Origin of the sequence: Burkholderia sp. Bp8986 (genome assembly GCF_003854225.1) — a bacterium.
GTDB lineage: Bacteria > Pseudomonadota > Gammaproteobacteria > Burkholderiales > Burkholderiaceae > Burkholderia.
This window is the reverse complement of the sequence record NZ_QTQM01000006.1, coordinates 64,600-80,907: the sequence shown is the minus strand read 5'-3', so window position 1 is coordinate 80,907 and position 16,308 is coordinate 64,600. Positions and strand designations below refer to the sequence as shown.

Sequence of the window (16,308 nt, the reverse complement as noted above, 5' to 3'; positions counted from 1 at the left end):
CGAGCAACTGATTCGACGTCCACAACATGAAAAAACTGCTTAGCACGCTCCTTCTGTCCCTCGGCCTGGCCGCAGCCGGCTTCGCCCAGGCTTCGCCCGCGGCACCGGTGTCCGGCAAGGACTTCGAGGTGATGAAGTCGCCGCAGCCGGTGTCCGCGCCGGCCGGCAAGGTCGAAGTCATCGAGTTCTTCTGGTACGGCTGCCCGCACTGCTACGAATTCGAGCCGACGGTCGAGGCCTGGGTGAAGAAGCAGGGCAACAACATCGACTTCAAGCGCGTGCCGGTCGCCTTCCGCGACGATTTCCTCCCGCACTCGAAGCTGTTCTACGCGGTGTCGGCGCTCGGCATTTCGGAGAAGGTCACGCCGGCGATCTTCAACGCGATCCACAAGCAGAAGAACTACCTGCTGACGCCGCAGGCGCAGGCCGACTTCCTGGCGACGCAGGGCGTCGACAAGAAGCAGTTCATGGACGCGTACAACTCGTTCAGCGTGCAGGGCCAGGTGAAGCAGTCGGCCGAGCTGCTGAAGAACTACGCGATCGACGGCGTGCCGACGATCGTGGTCCAGGGCAAGTACAAGACGGGCCCGGCTTACACGAACAGCATCCCGGGTACCGCGCAGGTGCTCGACTACCTCGTGAAGCAGGTTCAGGACAAGAAGCTCTGATCCCCGCCCGCGCGCCGGCATGACTACTCCGCTGAAGGTCTTCATCACCGGCGCGTCGAGCGGGCTCGGCCTCGCGATGGCCGAGGAATACGCCCGCCAGGGCGCCACGCTCGCCCTCGTCGCGCGCCGCACCGATGCCCTCGATGCGTTCGCGCGACGCTTTCCCAAGCTGTCCGTCTCCGTCTATTCCGCCGACGTGCGCGACGCCGACGCGCTCGCGACGGCCGCCGCGTCGTTCATCGCCGCGCACGGCTGCCCCGACGTCGTGATCGCGAACGCGGGCATCAGCCAGGGCGCCGTCACGGGCCAGGGCGATCTCGCCACGTTCCGCAACGTGATGGACATCAACTACTACGGGATGGTCGCGACGTTCGAGCCGTTCGTCGGCCCGATGACGGCCGCGCGCCACGGCACGCTGGTCGGCGTCGCGAGCGTCGCCGGCGTGCGCGGCCTGCCCGGATCAGGTGCGTACAGCGCGTCCAAATCGGCCGCGATCAAGTATCTCGAGGCGCTGCGCGTCGAACTGCGCCCGGCCGGTGTCGGCGTCGTGACGATTGCGCCCGGCTACATCCGCACGCCGATGACCGCGCACAACCCGTACCGGATGCCGTTCCTGATGGACGCCGACCGCTTCGCGGCCCGCGCCGCGCGCGCGATCGCGCGGCAGCACGCGTTCCGCGTGATTCCGTGGCAGATGGGCGTCGTCGCGAAGGTGCTGCACGTGCTGCCGCGCTGGCTCTACGACCGCCTGTTCGAGAAGGCGCCGCGCAAGCCGAAGGCCGGTGCGCATTGAGTGCGGCGCCAACGTCGCACGCACCGCTCCTCCTTCCACACGACTCGCCGCAGCCGGCGCGGCGATTCTGGTGATTCTGCCGATTCTGGTGATTCGGTGATTCGGTGATTCGGTGATCCAGCCGATTCGCGTCGATCAGCACCGATCCTCGCCGATCCGCTTTGGCCTGCGCTCTCCCCGCCCCCCATCTCGGCCGCCGGTCGTTCGCCGTCGCGCCTGTCTCATCTCCCCGCCGCTGCGCCGCCCCAGCACGCATTCCGTCGCGAACGCAGCCGTTTCTCGCTCAATTCGCTGCGTTCCGGCGCCTTTTTTCACGCACCGCGCGCTTTGACGGTATGCTATCCGCCAGCCGCGCCGGCCCCGCCTGTTACCGGGCCACGCCCGCATTCCGACACCCAGCAAAAATCACAAGCAACGTGGGAGAACCTATGCACGTCAAGCTGTTCGCCGCGGCCGCCGTCGCCGCCGCCCTCGCCGCCCACGGCCTCGCCGCCGCCAAGCCGCTCACCGTCTGCACGGAATCGAGCCCGGACGGCTTCGACGTCGTGCAGTACAACTCGCTCGTCACGACCAACGCATCGGCCGACGTGATCTTCAACACGCTCGTGTCGTACGACGAAGCGGCGAAGAAGGTCGTGCCCGCGCTCGCCGACAAATGGGAAGCGAGCGCCGACGGCCTCACGTACACGTTCCATCTGCGCCCGAACGTCGCGTTCCAGACCACCGACTACTTCAAGCCGGGCCGCCCGCTGAACGCGGACGACGTCGTGTTCACGTTCTCGCGGATGCTCGACGATGCGAACCCGTGGCACAAGGTGGCCGGCGCGAGCGGCTTCCCGCACGCGCAGTCGATGGGCCTCGTGAAACTCGTGAAGTCGGTCACGAAGGTCGACGACAACACGGTGAAGTTCGTGCTGAACGAGCCGAACGCGACGTTCGTGCCGATCCTGACGATGGGCTTCGCGTCGATCTACTCGGCCGAATACGCGGACCAGCTGCTGAAGGCCGGCAAGCAGGCCGACCTGAACGCGAAGCCGATCGGCACCGGCCCGTTCGTGCTGAAGAGCTACACGAAGGACGCGCTGATCCGCTACGACGTGAACCCGGCCTACTGGGGCGCGAAGCCGAAGGTCGACCGGCTGATCTACGCGATCACGCCCGACCCGTCGGTGCGCATGCAGAAGGTGAAGGCCGGCGAATGCCAGATCGCGCTGTCGCCGAAACCGCAGGACGTGCTCGCCGCGAAGGGCGAAGGCGCGCTGAAGGTCGTGCAGACGCCCGCGTTCATGACCGCGTTCGTCGCGCTGAACACGCAGAAGAAGCCGCTCGACAACGACAAGGTGCGCGAGGCGCTGAACCTCGCGTTCGATCGCGCGACCTACCTGAAGGTGGTGTTCGACAACACGGCGACGGCCGCGAACAACCCGTATCCGCCGAACACGTGGAGCTACGCGAAGGACGTCGCGCCGTATGCGTACGATCCCGCGAAGGCGAAGCAGCTGCTCGCGTCGGCCGGTTTCCCGAACGGCTTCTCGACGACGATCTGGACGCGCCCGACCGGCAGCGTGCTGAACCCCAACCCGAAGGCCGGCGCGGAACTGCTGCAGGCCGACCTCGCGAAGATCGGTGTGAAGGCCGAGGTGAAGGTGATCGAGTGGGGCGAGCTGATCAAGCAGGCGAAGCTCGGCCAGCATGACATGCTGTTCATGGGCTGGGCCGGCGACAACGGCGATCCGGACAACTACCTGTCGCCGCTGTTCAGCTGCAACGCGGTGAAGTCGGGCATCAACTTCGCGCGCTTCTGCGACGCGCAGCTCGACAAGCTGATCGCCGACGGCAAGTCGACCGCCGACCAGGGCAAGCGCGCGAAGCTGTACGAATCGGCGCAGAAGATCATCCATGACGAGGCGCTGTGGATTCCGCTCGGCTACCCGACCGCGGCCGCGCTCACGCGTGCGAACGTGAGCGGCTATCACGTCAGCCCGTTCGGCCGGCAGAACTTCGCGGCAGTCGCCGTGCAGTAACCGCGCGTGGCGCGCAAGCGACGGCGCCCCGGCCCGTCGCTTGCGGCCCGCGCGCCGCGCTTGCTACACTGCGCGCTCATTCCTCATACCGGACGCCAGCCGAAGTGAACAACTAAGCCTTCCCAAAAATGTTTTCGCCGCCGTGCCTCGCACGCCGCGCGCGAAGGGTTTCACGCATTTTCGGAGGTGCTTATGGCTGCTGCCACGCCGACCGGCGCGCTCGTCGCGCTTCATCACGTTTCCTTCCGCTTCGACGACGGCGTCACGCTGTTCGATTCGCTCGACCTTTCCATCGACCGCACGCCGACGGGCATCGTCGGCCGCAACGGCGCCGGCAAGAGCCTGCTCGCGCAACTGATCGCCGGCCGGCGCACGCCGAGCGCGGGCGCGATCGACCGGCAGACGTCGGTCGTCTACGTCGCGCAGCAGCACGACGACGCACCGGCCGGCACGCAGACCGTCGCAGCCATCGCCACACTCGATGCGCCGCTCGCGGCCCTCGCGCGCCTCGCGGACGGCCGCGCGAGCGCACACGACTTCGACCTGATCGGCGATCGCTGGGACCTCGCCGAGCGGCTGCGCGCGGCGCTCGACGCGGCCGGCCTGCACGACGTGCGCGCCGATACACCGGCACATGCGTTGAGCGGCGGCCAGAGGGCGCGCGTCGCGCTGATCGGCGCGTTGCTGTCGGAGGCCGGGCTGCTGGTGCTCGACGAACCGACCAACCACCTCGACGCGCCGGGCCGCGCGTGGCTGCGCACGGCGCTCGACGGCTGGCGCGGCGGCATCGTGATCGTCAGCCATGACCGCGCGCTGCTCGCGCACGTGCAGCGCATCGTCGAGCTGACGCCGCACGGCGTGCGTACTTACGGCGGCAACTACGCGCTGTATCGCGCGCAACGCGACGCGGAACAGGATGCCGCGCAGGCCGCGCTCGAGCATGCGCGCACCGAGCGCGGGCGCGCCAGGCGCCGGCTCGAACAGGAACACGACACGATCCAGCGCCACGCGGCCGGCTCGCTGCGCGATGCGAAGACGGCCAACCTGTCGTCGGGCGCGAAGCAGCGGCGCAAGGGCGCCGCGCGCAACATCATGGGGCAGATGCGCCGCGACCAGAGCGCGTTCAAGGCGACGCTCGACGAACGCGTGCAGGACGCAGCCGCGCGCGTCGAAGCCGACGCGCCGGTGCTCGTGTCGCTGCCGGGCACCGAGGTCAGCGCGCGCCGCCAGCTGTTCACGCTCGAGCGCGCCCGACTGCCGTGGCGCACCGCCGGGCGCGCGGACGCGATCACGTGGTCGGCCAGCGGCCCGGTGCGCATCGCGCTGACGGGCCCGAACGGCTGCGGAAAATCGACGTTGCTGCGCATGCTCGCCGGCGAACTCGCGCCGCGCGCGGGCACCTGCGCGACGCACGTGAGCGCCGCGTATCTCGACCAGCGGCTCGCGCTGCTCGATCCCGAGCGCTCGATCGTCGAGCAGCTGGGCGGCCTCGCTACGCCGCTCGCCGAAGGCGAGCTGCGCAGCCGGCTCGCGCTGCTGCAGCTCGATGCCGCGCGCGCGACGCAGCCGGTGCAGCGCCTGAGCGGCGGCGAGCGGTTGAAGGCCGCGCTTGCGTGCGCGTTGTGGCGCGGCACGCCCGCGCAGCTGCTGCTGCTCGACGAGCCGACCAATCACCTCGATCTCGAATCGGTGCGCGCGATCGAAGCCGCGCTGGCCGGCTTCCCCGGTGCGCTCGTGGTCGCGTCGCACGACGCCGCGTTTCTCGCGGCGCTCGCGCCGACGCACACGATGCAATGGCAGCGCGACGGGTGGCGTTACGAACCCGTCGCGTGATTGACGCTCACGGCCGTTCGTCGTTTCGCGTGATGTCCGATTCGACGAACCGCTGCCTGAGGAGCCGCTCCGATTCGAGCAAGCCTTTGCCGGTCGGGACGACGGATTTCGCGTTGTTGGAACGGCACGGACCGGGTTGAACGCTGAAAACGAGGGAACGTCGGGCCGGCAACGCTCAGGCCCGCGCGAAGCGAATCACGCCGTCGTCGCCCTGCTCGCGCACAAGCTCGCCCGCAAGCCACAGCAGGTTCAGGTGCGCGAGCGCCTCGCCGAGCGCGAACGTCATCTGATGGATGTCGAGCTCGCGGCGGCGGAACATGATCGGCACGATGTCGGCGGCGCTCGCCGGCTTCTCCGCGCAGGCGACGCGTACTTCGTCGAGCCGCGCGTCGTGGTGCGCGCGCAGTTGCGCGATGCGGGTACGCACGCCGCGGAACGGCTTGCCGTGCGACGGCAGCACGAGCGTGTCGGGCGCCATCGTCTCGTAGCGGCCGAGCGATTCGAGGTACAGCGCGAGCGGGTTCGCTTCCGGCTCGAGATCGAACACGGACACGTTGGTCGAGATGCGCGGCAGCACCATGTCGCCGGAGATCAGCACGCCGTCCGCTTCGCTGTAGAGCGCGCAATGTTCAGGCGAATGGCCGTAGCCGGTGACGACGCGCCACGTGCGCGCGCCGATCGTCACCGGGTCGCCTTCGCGCAGGCGCCGGTAGCGCGGCGGCACGGCCGGCACGAGGTCCGAGTAATAGCTGCGACGGTTGCGCAGCTTGTCGAGCGCGGCCGGATCGGTCAGCCCGTGACGCGCGAAGTGATCGGCGGCGGCCGCGCCGCCGGCGTTCGAGCCGTTGCCGGCCGCCATCAGGCAGCCGAACATGTATTCGCCGAGCGTCATCCACAGCCGCACGTTCCAGCGGCGCCGGTCGCCGCCTTCGCAGATCCAGTTCGCCAGGCCGAAGTGATCGGGATGGCAATGCGTGACGAGCACGCGCAGCACCGGCAGCCCGTCGAGATGCGTGTCGAAGATCTGTTCCCAGTGCGTACGGATCGCATCCGACGAGATACCGCAGTCGACGATCGTCCAGCCGGCCTGTCCGTCGATCTCGTCGCGCAGCAGCCAGAGATTGATGTGATCGAGCGAAAACGGCAGCGGCATGCGCAGCCAGCGCACGCCGGGCGCGACCTCGAACGTGTCGCCCGCGGCGGGCAGCGTGTCGGCGAAGGGATAGTCGAGTTGGTGTTCCAGTGCGTTCATCGGTGGGGTGTCTCGTCGTTATCGGTGCGAATGCGAATGCGGGCGCGGGTGCGAATGCAAGTGCAGGAGCGCGCGGCATGCCGCGGCGGGCATCGCGTCGATTCTATCGCCGTCGCGCGAAACGCGTGCCGGCGCGCGCCGGACGGCCAAAAAAAGTTCGTGTCAGAATCGGTTCCGTACCCGTATCTTTACGCGAAGATGCATCGAACGGCATGCAACGGCGAGCAACCCGCCCATTGACGGCGCTTGGGCGCCGGACCCCGAAAGTCCTTGAAACGCCGACTTGGGCGCTAAAATGGCGAGTGCTTACAGCCCCTCTTCAACGAGCCTGCACGCGATGAATCACTTCCCCAAACTGCTGTCGTCGCAAATCGGCTTCGACGTCGCGCAGACGATGCTCGAGTACTTCGACCGCCACTACCGGATCTTCCGGGAAGCCGCCGTCGAGGCGAAGACGCTATTCGAGCGCGCCGACTGGCACGGCCTGCAGCGGCTCGCGCGCGAGCGGATCACGTCGTACGACGATCGCGTCCAGGAGTGCGTCGAGCTGCTGGAGGACGAATACGACGCCGAGAACATCGACGACGAGGTGTGGCAGCAGATCAAGCTGCACTACATCGGCCTGCTCACGTCGCACCGCCAGCCCGAGTGCGCGGAAACGTTCTTCAATTCGGTGTGCTGCAAGATCCTGCACCGCTCGTATTTCAGCAACGATTTCATCTTCGTGCGGCCCGCGATCTCGACCGAATACCTCGAGAACGACGAGCCGGCCGCGAAGCCGACCTATCGCGCGTACTACCCGGGCACCGACGGGCTCGCGGCCACGCTCGAGCGCATCGTCACGAACTTCCAGCTCGAGCCGCCGTTCGAGGATCTCACGCGCGACATCGGCTGCGTGATGCAGGCGATCAGCGACGAATTCGGCCAGTTCGACGCCGCGCCGAATTTCCAGATCCACGTGCTGTCGTCGCTGTTCTTCCGCAACAAGAGCGCGTACATCGTCGGCCGCATCATCAACGCCGATCGCGTGCTGCCGTTCGCGGTGCCGATCCGCCACGTGCGCGCGGGCCTGCTCGCGCTCGACACCGTGCTGCTGCGCCGCGACCTGCTGCAGATCATCTTCAGCTTCTCGCACTCGTATTTCCTCGTCGACATGGGCGTGCCCTCCGCGTACGTGGATTTTCTCTGCACGATCATGCCGGGCAAGCCGAAGGCCGAGATCTACACGTCGGTCGGCCTGCAGAAGCAGGGCAAGAACCTGTTCTACCGCGACCTGCTGCACCACCTGTCGCATTCGAGCGACCGCTTCATCATCGCGCCCGGGATCAAGGGCCTCGTGATGCTCGTGTTCACGCTGCCGTCGTTCCCGTACGTGTTCAAGATCATCAAGGATCAGTTCCCGCCGCCGAAGGAAACGACGCGCGCGCAGATCATGGAGAAGTACCAGCTCGTGAAGCGCCACGACCGTCTCGGGCGGATGGCCGATACGCTCGAGTATTCGAGCGTCGCGCTGCCGCTGTCGCGGCTCGACCATGCGCTCGTGCGCGAGCTGGAAAAGGAAGTGCCGTCGCTGCTCGAATACGAGGACGACAACCTCGTGATCAAGCACCTGTACATCGAGCGCCGCATGACGCCGCTCAACCTGTACCTGCAGAACGGCACCGACGCGGACGTCGAGCACGGCGTGAAGGAGTACGGCAACGCGGTGAAGGAGTTGATGAAGGCCAACATCTTCCCCGGCGACATGCTTTACAAGAACTTCGGCGTCACGCGCCACGGCCGCGTCGTGTTCTACGACTACGACGAGATCGAGTACCTGACCGACTGCAACGTGCGGCGCGTGCCGCCGCCGCGCAACGAGGAAGACGAGCTGTCCGGCGAACCGTGGTATACCGTCGGCCCGCACGACATCTTTCCGGAAACCTACGGACCGTTCCTGCTCGGCGACCCGCGCGTGCGGACGGTCTTCATGAAGCATCACGCGGACTTTTTCGAACCCGCGCTGTGGCAGGCCAGCAAGGACAAGCTGCTGCAGGGCGAGTTGCCCGATTTTTACCCGTACGACGTGTCGCTGCGCTTCAGCGTGCGCTACCCCGAGCGCTTCGACGCGACGCCGGACGCCGGTGACGCCGGCGACGACGCAAGCGACGCGCAGCGCGCCGCCTGACGCACCGTCCGATCGAACCAAACCCGTTATCGACCTGACTTCCGCCAACGGAATCCACACCGATGAATACCCAAGACAATCCGCTTTCACACCTGTTCGACAACAACGACGCCTGGGTCAAGCGCCAGCTCGCCGACGATCCCGACTTCTTTGCGCGTCTCGCCGACCAGCAGGCGCCGGAATATCTGTGGATCGGCTGCTCGGATTCGCGCGTGCCCGCGAACCAGATCATCGGCCTGCCGCCGGGCGAAGTGTTCGTGCACCGCAACATCGCGAACGTCGTCGTGCACAGCGACCTGAACTGCCTGTCGGTGATCCAGTTCGCGGTCGACATCCTGCGCGTGAAGCACATCATGGTCGTCGGCCACTACGGCTGCTCGGGCGTGAACGCGGCGCTGCACAACCGCCGCGTCGGCCTCGCGGACAACTGGCTGCATCACGTGCAGGACGTGCGCGAACGCCACGCCGCACTGCTCGACGAATGGCCGGTCGGCGAAGCGCGCTATCGCCGCCTGATCGAGCTGAACTCGATCGAGCAGGTCGTCAACGTATGCCGCACGACGATCGTCAACGACGCATGGGCGCGCGGCCAGTCGCTCACCGTGCACGGGCTCGTGTACGGCGTGCACGACGGGCGGATGCGCAACCTCGGGATGGCCGTGTCGAGCTTCGACGCGCTGGATGCAACCTACAAGCGCTGCGTCGCGGCGTTGACCGCGCGCGGCCAGCACGCGCCCGACAACGACATGGTCGCGGCGGACGCCGCGCGGCTCGACGACGTCGCGCAGGCGGTCGCCGCCACGCTGAAGCCGTGCGACGACGCGAAGTAACCGACTCGAAGTAGCCGACGTGCGCGGCCACGCGGGCGCGGCACGCCAGCGCCCCGCCGCGCGCCATCCGGCTGAAGGTGCATCATGGTGGCGGGGCCGCGCCCCCTGCATCCCGTCGCGCGACGGGTGCGCCGTGCGCACACGCCAGCCGGCGCAACGGCGGTCATGCGGCCGCGACGGCCGTCGAACTGATCTGACACCGGCACTGCCGCGACGGCGGTGCAATGCAAAGGAGCGGCGAACATGAAAACCGTACTGATCGTCGGCGCATCGCGCGGCCTCGGACGCGAATTCGTCCGGCAATACCGGCGCGACGGCTGGAACGTGATCGCGACCGCGCGCGACGACGCATCGCTTGCCGCACTGCGCGAACGCGGCGCGCACGCGCATGCGCTCGACATCGCGCAGCCCGAACAGATCGCGGCGCTCGGCTGGAAGCTCGACGGCGAACGGCTCGACGCGGCGGTGCTCGTGTCGGGCGTGTACGGGCCGCGCACCGAAGGGGTCGAAACGATCGGCGCCGAGGATTTCGACACGGTGATGCATACGAACGTGCGCGGGCCGATGCAACTGCTGCCGATCCTGCTGCCGCTCGTCGAGGACGCGCGCGGGGTGCTGGCGGTGGTCTCGAGCCGGATGGGCAGCATCGCCGAGGCGACCGGCACGACCGGCTGGCTGTACCGCGCGAGCAAGGCCGCGCTGAACGACGTGCTGCGCATCGCATCGCTGCAGACGCGCCACGCCGCCTGCATCTCGCTCCATCCCGGCTGGGTGCGCACCGACATGGGCGGCGCGCAGGCCGCGATCGATCCGGAGACCAGCGTGACCGGCATGCGCCGCGTGATCGCGGAAGCCGGCGCGGACGTGTCGCAGGCCAACGGCCGTTTCTTCCAGTACGACGGCGTCGAGCTCAGCTGGTGAGCCGGCATGACAACCCGGCGTCGTTAATTCCCGAATCGCATGATTTTGAACCGACCTGACGCGTGCCCGTGCGGCGGCGCGTCCCCCGTCCCTGCCGGCAAAGCCCCGGCGCCACGCTATGCGGCCTGTTGCGGCCGATTCATCGACGGCGGCGAAGCCGCGCCGACCGCCCTCGAATTGATGCGCTCGCGGTACAGCGCGTACGTGCTCGGCGCGACCGACTATCTGCGCGCGACCTGGGACGCGCGCACCTGCCCGGCCGATCTCGATGCGGACCCGAATGCGCCCGACGCGCCTCGCTGGCTCGGCCTCGCCGTCAAACGCCATGCCCGGCTCGACGAACAGCACGCGGAGGTCGAATTCGTGGCCCGCTACAAGGTCGGCGGCCGGGCGTACCGGCTCCACGAGACGAGTCGTTTCACACGCGACGAGCACGGTTTCTGGCGCTATGTCGACGGCGAAGTAAGTGAACGCTGACAAATAGTTGCCATGTCAGACGCCGGGTAATTCCCGCATTGCACAACCTGAATTTGTCGGGCTAGGATGGCCGTCAGATTGGTCATGTTGCATGGCAGGGCTTACGAATGGCGTTCAGCAAGGTATTGGTGGGATGGATGGCGGCCTGCGCGCTGTCGGCCGCTCAGGCCGGTACGGCGCCGAACGCGCAATCTGGCGCGGCCACGGCCAGCGGCTCGCTCGCCCACGCCGAGCGCTTCGATTACGGCGATTCGGGCCTCCCGCAGGTCGCCGCGAACCTCAACGAACAAATCGTCAGCATTCCGGCCGATGCTTCGGGCGCCGTGATGCTCGAGGCCACGCTGTTCAAGCCGAACGGCCCCGGCCCGTTCCCGCTCGTCGTCTTCAACCACGGCAAGAACACCGGCGATCTTCACCAGCAGCCGCGCAGCCGGCCGCTCGCGTTCGCGCGTGAATTCGTGCGCCGCGGCTATGCGGTGATCGCGCCGAACCGCCAGGGCTTCGCCGGTTCGGGCGGCGCGTACCAGCAGGAAGGCTGCAACGTCGGCAAGAACGGCCTCGTGCAGGCCGCCGACGTCGACGCGACGGTCCGCTACATGTCGCGTCAGTCGTACATCGATGCGTCGCGCATCGTCGTCGCGGGCACGTCGCACGGCGGCCTCGTGTCGGTCGCATACGGTACCGAGGCGGCGCCCGGCGTGCGCGGCATCATCAACTTCTCCGGCGGGCTGCGCCAGGACCTCTGCGACGGCTGGCAGCGCAATCTCGTCGACGCGTTCGACCAGTACGGCGCGCATACGGCCGTGCGGTCGCTGTGGCTGTACGGCGACAACGATTCGGTGTGGACGCCCGCGCTCGTCGCGCAGATGCACGACGCCTACGTGTCGCACGGCACGCAGGCGCAGTTCATCGATTTCGGCCGCTACAAGGACGACGCGCACCGGCTGATCGTCGATCGCGACGGCGTGCCCGTGTGGTGGCCGGCCGTGCATGCGTTCCTCGCGGAACTGAACCTGCCGACCTCGGTGCGCTATGCGGTCGCGAACCCGCACGAGCCGAATGCGACCGGCTATGCGTCGATCGACGCGGTCGAGGCGGTGCCGTTCCTCGACGCAGCCGGCCGCGAAGGCTATCGCCGTTTCCTGAGCCAGCATCCGAGCCGTGCGTTCGCGGTGTCGGCTGAAGGCGCATGGTCGTGGGCCGAAGGCGGCGACGATCCGATGGCGCTCGCGCTCGACAACTGCTCGAAGCAGGGCGCGGGCGCATGCAAGCTGTATGCGGTCAACGACCGCGTCGTGTGGAACGCGAACGCGACGCAGACGGCCGACAACGGCGACGCCGACGCGCGCGCCTTGGCTTCGCGCTGACGCGCGCGGGTCGCGACGCGCGTCAGGATCGCGTTCTACCCGTGTCTCTTTCCCCTCTTCCGTTTCGTGAGCGCGCGGTCCGCAACGGCGTTCGCATGCCCGTTCTCGCGCTCTTGTGAGTCCGCGGGCTGAGCACCCCGCTCGTAACATCCTCTGAGAGCCTTTGCGGGACTTTTCCCGCGTTTTCCGAACGCCAGCGGCGCCTGATTCAACGCGCCATTTGCCGGTCGCCGGTCGCCGGTCGCCGGTCGCGGGTCGCCGGTCGCCGGTCGCCGGTCGCCGGTCGCCGGTCGCCGGTCGCTAGTCGCTAGTCGCTAGTCGCTAGTCGCTAGTCGCCATTCGCCATTCGCCGGTCGCATTGCGCCACACTTCGCGCCCCTTTTCCCTTCCCGCCCCGATTTTTCACCCCTCCCGCGCCCGCCCGCCCGACGATTTTTTCTGTCGGGGGGTGTCACTCGAACGTCGTCATCTGCGGTCATTTCGGGGCATCTGGCGCGTACCGTCCCGAGCACCCCGGATCTGCGCCGAACTTCCCCCGGCAAGGCTTTGCGGTGTTTGTAACCGGTAGTGCAACGCGCGGCGGAACACGCTAATCTCAGCGCGTTTTCCGTCTGTCGCCGCGCGGTGTCCCGTTCGATACCCGCCGCCGTTTTACTCCCCGGAGTCGCCTTGAGTACGCCAGCCACCGATGACTGGGTCGCGCGCAGCCTGCGCGCGGTCTGGCATCCCTGCACCCAGATGAAGCACCACGAGCGCCTGCCGCTCATTCCCGTCGCGCGCGGCGCGGGCCTGTGGCTGTACGACCGCGACGGCCGCCGTTACTTCGACGCGATCAGCTCGTGGTGGGTGAACCTGTTCGGCCACGCGAACCCGGACATCAACGCGGCGCTGAAGGAGCAGCTCGACACGCTCGAGCACGCGATGCTCGCCGGCTGCACGCACGAGCCGGCGATCGAGCTCGCCGAGCGGCTGCACGCGCTCACCGCGCGCACGCTCGGCCATGCGTTCTTCGCGTCGGACGGCGCGTCGGCGGTCGAGATCGCGCTGAAGATGAGCTTCCACGCGTGGCGCAACCGCGGCCGCGCGGACAAGCGCGAGTTCGTGTGCGTCGCGAACAGCTATCACGGCGAGACCATCGGCGCGCTCGGCGTGACCGACGTCGCGCTGTTCAAGGACGCGTACGACCCGCTGATCCGCAACGCACACGTGGTCGCGTCGCCCGACGCGCGCGGCGCGCTGCCGGGCGAGACGGCCGCCGACGTCGCGGGCCGCGCGCTCGACGACGTGCGGCGCCTGTTCGCCGAACGCGCCGACCGGATCGCCGCGCTGATCGTCGAGCCGCTCGTGCAATGCGCGGCCGGCATGGCGATGCACGATCCGTCGTACGTGCGCGGGCTGCGCGCGCTGTGCGACGAATTCGGCGTGCACCTGATCGCCGACGAGATCGCGGTCGGCTGCGGCCGCACCGGCACCTTCTTCGCGTGCGAGCAGGCCGGCGTGTGGCCCGATTTCCTGTGCCTGTCGAAAGGCATCAGCGGCGGCTACCTGCCGCTGTCGCTCGTGCTCACGCGCGACGACGTGTTCGCGGCGTTCTACGACGACGACACCACGCGCGGCTTCCTGCATTCGCATTCGTACACCGGCAACCCGCTCGCGTGCCGCGCGGCCGTCGCGACGCTCGACCTGTTCGCGCGCGACGACGTGCTCGCCGCCAACGCGCGCAAGTCGGCCGCGATGCGCGCCGCGCTCGCGCCGCTCGGCGCGCACCCGCAGGTGCGTCACCTGCGCGAGCGCGGCACATTGTTCGCGTTCGACGTCGCGCTCGACGGCGACGCGGCACGCGGCTTCTCGCGACGCTTCTTCGAGCGCGCGCTCGAACGCGAACTGCTGCTGCGCCCGATCGGCACGACCGTGTACCTGATGCCGCCGTACGTGATGAGCGACGACGACATCGCGTGGCTCGCGCAACGCACGCGCGACACGCTCGACGCGACACTCGCGGAGGCGGCGCGATGAAACAGCCGTCGCAGAAAACGACCGCGCCGCTGCTCGACACGCTGCAGCGCGGCCTCGCCGAACTCGATACGCAGGGCCTGCGCCGCGTGCGCCGCACCGCCGACACCGCGTGCGACGCACACATGCGCGTCGACGGCCGCGACATCGTCGGCTTCGCGAGCAACGACTATCTCGGCCTCGCCGCGCATCCGGCGCTCGTCGCCGCGTTCGCGGAAGGCGCGCGGCGCTATGGCTCCGGGAGCGGCGGCTCGCATCTGCTCGGCGGCCATTCGCGCGCGCACGCGACGCTCGAGGACGAACTCGCCGGCTTCGCGGGCGGCTTCTCCGATGCGCCGCGCGCGCTGTACTTCAGCACCGGCTACATGGCGAACCTCGCCGCGATGACGGCCCTCACCGGCAAACACGCGACGATCTTCTCCGACGCGCTGAACCACGCGTCGCTGATCGACGGGATCCGGCTGTCGCGCGCGAACGTGCAGGTCTATCCGCATGCGGACATGGCGGCGCTCGCCGCGCTGCTCGATGCGTCGGAGGCCGAAACGAAGCTGATCGTCAGCGATACGGTGTTCAGCATGGACGGTGACCTCGCGCCGCTCGCCGAACTCGTCGCGCTGGCCGAACGCCACGGCGCGTGGCTCGTCGTCGACGACGCGCACGGCTTCGGCGTGCTCGGCCCGCAGGGCCGCGGCGCGCTCGCGGCCGCCGCGCTGCGCTCGCCGAACCTCGTGTACGTCGGCACGCTCGGCAAGGCCGCCGGCGTCGCGGGCGCGTTCGTCATCGCGCACGAGACCGTGATCGAATGGATGATCCAGCGCGCGCGCAGCTACATCTTCACGACGGCGGCGCCGCCCGCGGTCGCGCATGCGGTATCGGCAAGCCTGAAGGTGATCGCCGGCGACGAAGGCGATGCGCGACGCGCGCACCTCGCCGCGCTGATCGAGCGCACGCGCGCGCTGCTGCGCATGACACGCTGGCAGCCGGTCGACTCGCACACGGCCGTGCAGCCGCTCGTGATCGGCAGCAACGACGCGACGCTCGCGGCGATGCGCTCGCTCGACGCGCACGGCCTGTGGGTGCCCGCGATCCGGCCCCCGACGGTGCCCGCCGGCACGTCGCGCCTGCGCATCTCGCTGTCGGCCGCGCATTCGTTCGACGATCTCGCGCGGCTGGAAACCGCACTCATCGAAGCCAGCGAGCAAACCGCATGAACGCACCGCTTTCCGTTTTCGTCACCGGCACCGACACCGAGATCGGCAAGACCTTCGTGTCGGCCGCGATGCTGCACGGCTTCGCACGTCACGGCCTGCGCGCGGCCGCGCTGAAGCCCGTCGCGGCCGGCGCGTATGAACGCGACGGCGTCTGGCGCAACGAGGACGCCGACCAGCTCGACGCGGCCGCGAACGTCGTGCTGCCGCCCGAGCTGCGCACGCCGTTCCTGCTGAAGGCGCCGGCCGCCCCGCACATCGTCGCCGCGCAGGAAGGCGTGACGATCGACCTCGACACGATCGTCGCGAGCCACCGCGAGGCGCTGACGCGCGCGGACGTCGTCGTCGTCGAAGGCGTCGGCGGCTTCCGCGTGCCGCTGAACGACACGCAGGACACGGCCGATCTCGCGGTCGCGCTCGGCCTGCCGGTCGTGCTCGTGGTCGGCATGCGGCTCGGCTGCATCAGCCACGCGCTGCTGACGGCCGACGCGATTCGCCAGCGCGGCCTCACGCTCGCCGGCTGGGTCGCGAACCACGTCGACCCGGCCATGCCGTACGCCGACGAGAACGTCGCGACGATCCGCGACTGGCTCGCGCGCGAACATCGCGCGCCGCTGCTTGGCCGCATCGCGCACTTGGCGCCGGCCGCCCCCGAATCCGCCGCGGCGATGCTCGACATCGCCGCGCTCGTCGACACGCTGCGCCGCGCGCAGCATTGACGCCCCGATCCCCGCATTCACGACAGGAAAACCACC

13 protein-coding genes are annotated in these 16,308 nt (G+C 68.6%); 12 read left to right on the top strand and 1 reads right to left on the bottom strand.

The features are described 5' to 3' along the window. Positions 1–26: 26 nt before the first annotated feature. The 4 genes from DID99_RS08545 (at position 27) to DID99_RS08530 (ending at position 5,318) form a co-directional block, all read left to right on the top strand. Positions 27–668 (top strand): thiol:disulfide interchange protein DsbA/DsbL, encoded by a 642-nt coding sequence (locus DID99_RS08545; RefSeq protein ID WP_044846188.1) that lies wholly within the window; start codon positions 27–29, stop codon positions 666–668. 19 nt (positions 669–687) lie between these two features. After that, entirely contained in the window at positions 688–1,461 is a 774-nt protein-coding gene (locus DID99_RS08540; RefSeq protein ID WP_044846187.1) for an SDR family oxidoreductase, read from the top strand. Positions 1,462–1,889: 428 nt separating this feature from the next. Beyond that, positions 1,890–3,485 (top strand): ABC transporter substrate-binding protein, encoded by a 1,596-nt coding sequence (locus DID99_RS08535; RefSeq protein WP_124666499.1) that lies wholly within the window; start codon positions 1,890–1,892, stop codon positions 3,483–3,485. A gap of 192 nt (positions 3,486–3,677) precedes the next feature. Next, positions 3,678–5,318 (top strand): ABC-F family ATP-binding cassette domain-containing protein, encoded by a 1,641-nt coding sequence (locus DID99_RS08530; RefSeq protein ID WP_124666498.1) that lies wholly within the window; start codon positions 3,678–3,680, stop codon positions 5,316–5,318. A gap of 175 nt (positions 5,319–5,493) precedes the next feature. Here the strand turns inward: DID99_RS08530 and DID99_RS08525 are convergent, their stop codons facing one another. Further along, positions 5,494–6,570 (bottom strand): MBL fold metallo-hydrolase, encoded by a 1,077-nt coding sequence (locus DID99_RS08525; RefSeq protein ID WP_044846184.1) that lies wholly within the window; start codon positions 6,568–6,570, stop codon positions 5,494–5,496. A gap of 337 nt (positions 6,571–6,907) precedes the next feature. Between DID99_RS08525 and aceK the strand changes: the two genes are divergently transcribed. From aceK to bioD, 8 genes are all read left to right on the top strand, one after another. Next, positions 6,908–8,737, top strand: coding sequence for a bifunctional isocitrate dehydrogenase kinase/phosphatase (gene aceK / locus DID99_RS08515; protein ID WP_124571788.1), 1,830 nt, complete (start codon positions 6,908–6,910; stop codon positions 8,735–8,737). Positions 8,738–8,799: 62 nt separating this feature from the next. After that, a complete protein-coding gene (gene can, locus DID99_RS08510; RefSeq protein WP_124486578.1) occupies positions 8,800–9,567 on the top strand; it encodes a carbonate dehydratase in 768 nt (255 codons plus the stop codon). Positions 9,568–9,810: 243 nt separating this feature from the next. Further along, entirely contained in the window at positions 9,811–10,488 is a 678-nt protein-coding gene (locus DID99_RS08505) for an SDR family oxidoreductase (RefSeq protein WP_044846181.1), read from the top strand. 39 nt (positions 10,489–10,527) lie between these two features. After that, positions 10,528–10,965, top strand: coding sequence for a YchJ family protein (locus DID99_RS08500; protein ID WP_044846180.1), 438 nt, complete (start codon positions 10,528–10,530; stop codon positions 10,963–10,965). Positions 10,966–11,072: 107 nt separating this feature from the next. Continuing rightward, positions 11,073–12,332: a dienelactone hydrolase family protein gene (locus tag DID99_RS08495; RefSeq protein ID WP_124520652.1), complete on the top strand. Its 1,260-nt coding sequence runs from the start codon at positions 11,073–11,075 to the stop codon at positions 12,330–12,332. 669 nt (positions 12,333–13,001) lie between these two features. Next, positions 13,002–14,348, top strand: coding sequence for an adenosylmethionine--8-amino-7-oxononanoate transaminase (gene bioA / locus DID99_RS08480; protein WP_124666497.1), 1,347 nt, complete (start codon positions 13,002–13,004; stop codon positions 14,346–14,348). After that, positions 14,345–15,556, top strand: a complete 1,212-nt coding sequence (gene bioF, locus DID99_RS08475) for an 8-amino-7-oxononanoate synthase (protein ID WP_124571786.1) — start codon at positions 14,345–14,347, stop codon at positions 15,554–15,556. Before bioA ends, bioF begins: the two co-directional genes overlap by 4 nt. Beyond that, positions 15,553–16,272, top strand: a complete 720-nt coding sequence (gene bioD, locus DID99_RS08470; protein WP_124571785.1) for a dethiobiotin synthase — start codon at positions 15,553–15,555, stop codon at positions 16,270–16,272. The genes bioF and bioD overlap by 4 nt, the downstream gene beginning before the upstream one ends. Positions 16,273–16,308: the final 36 nt, after the last annotated feature.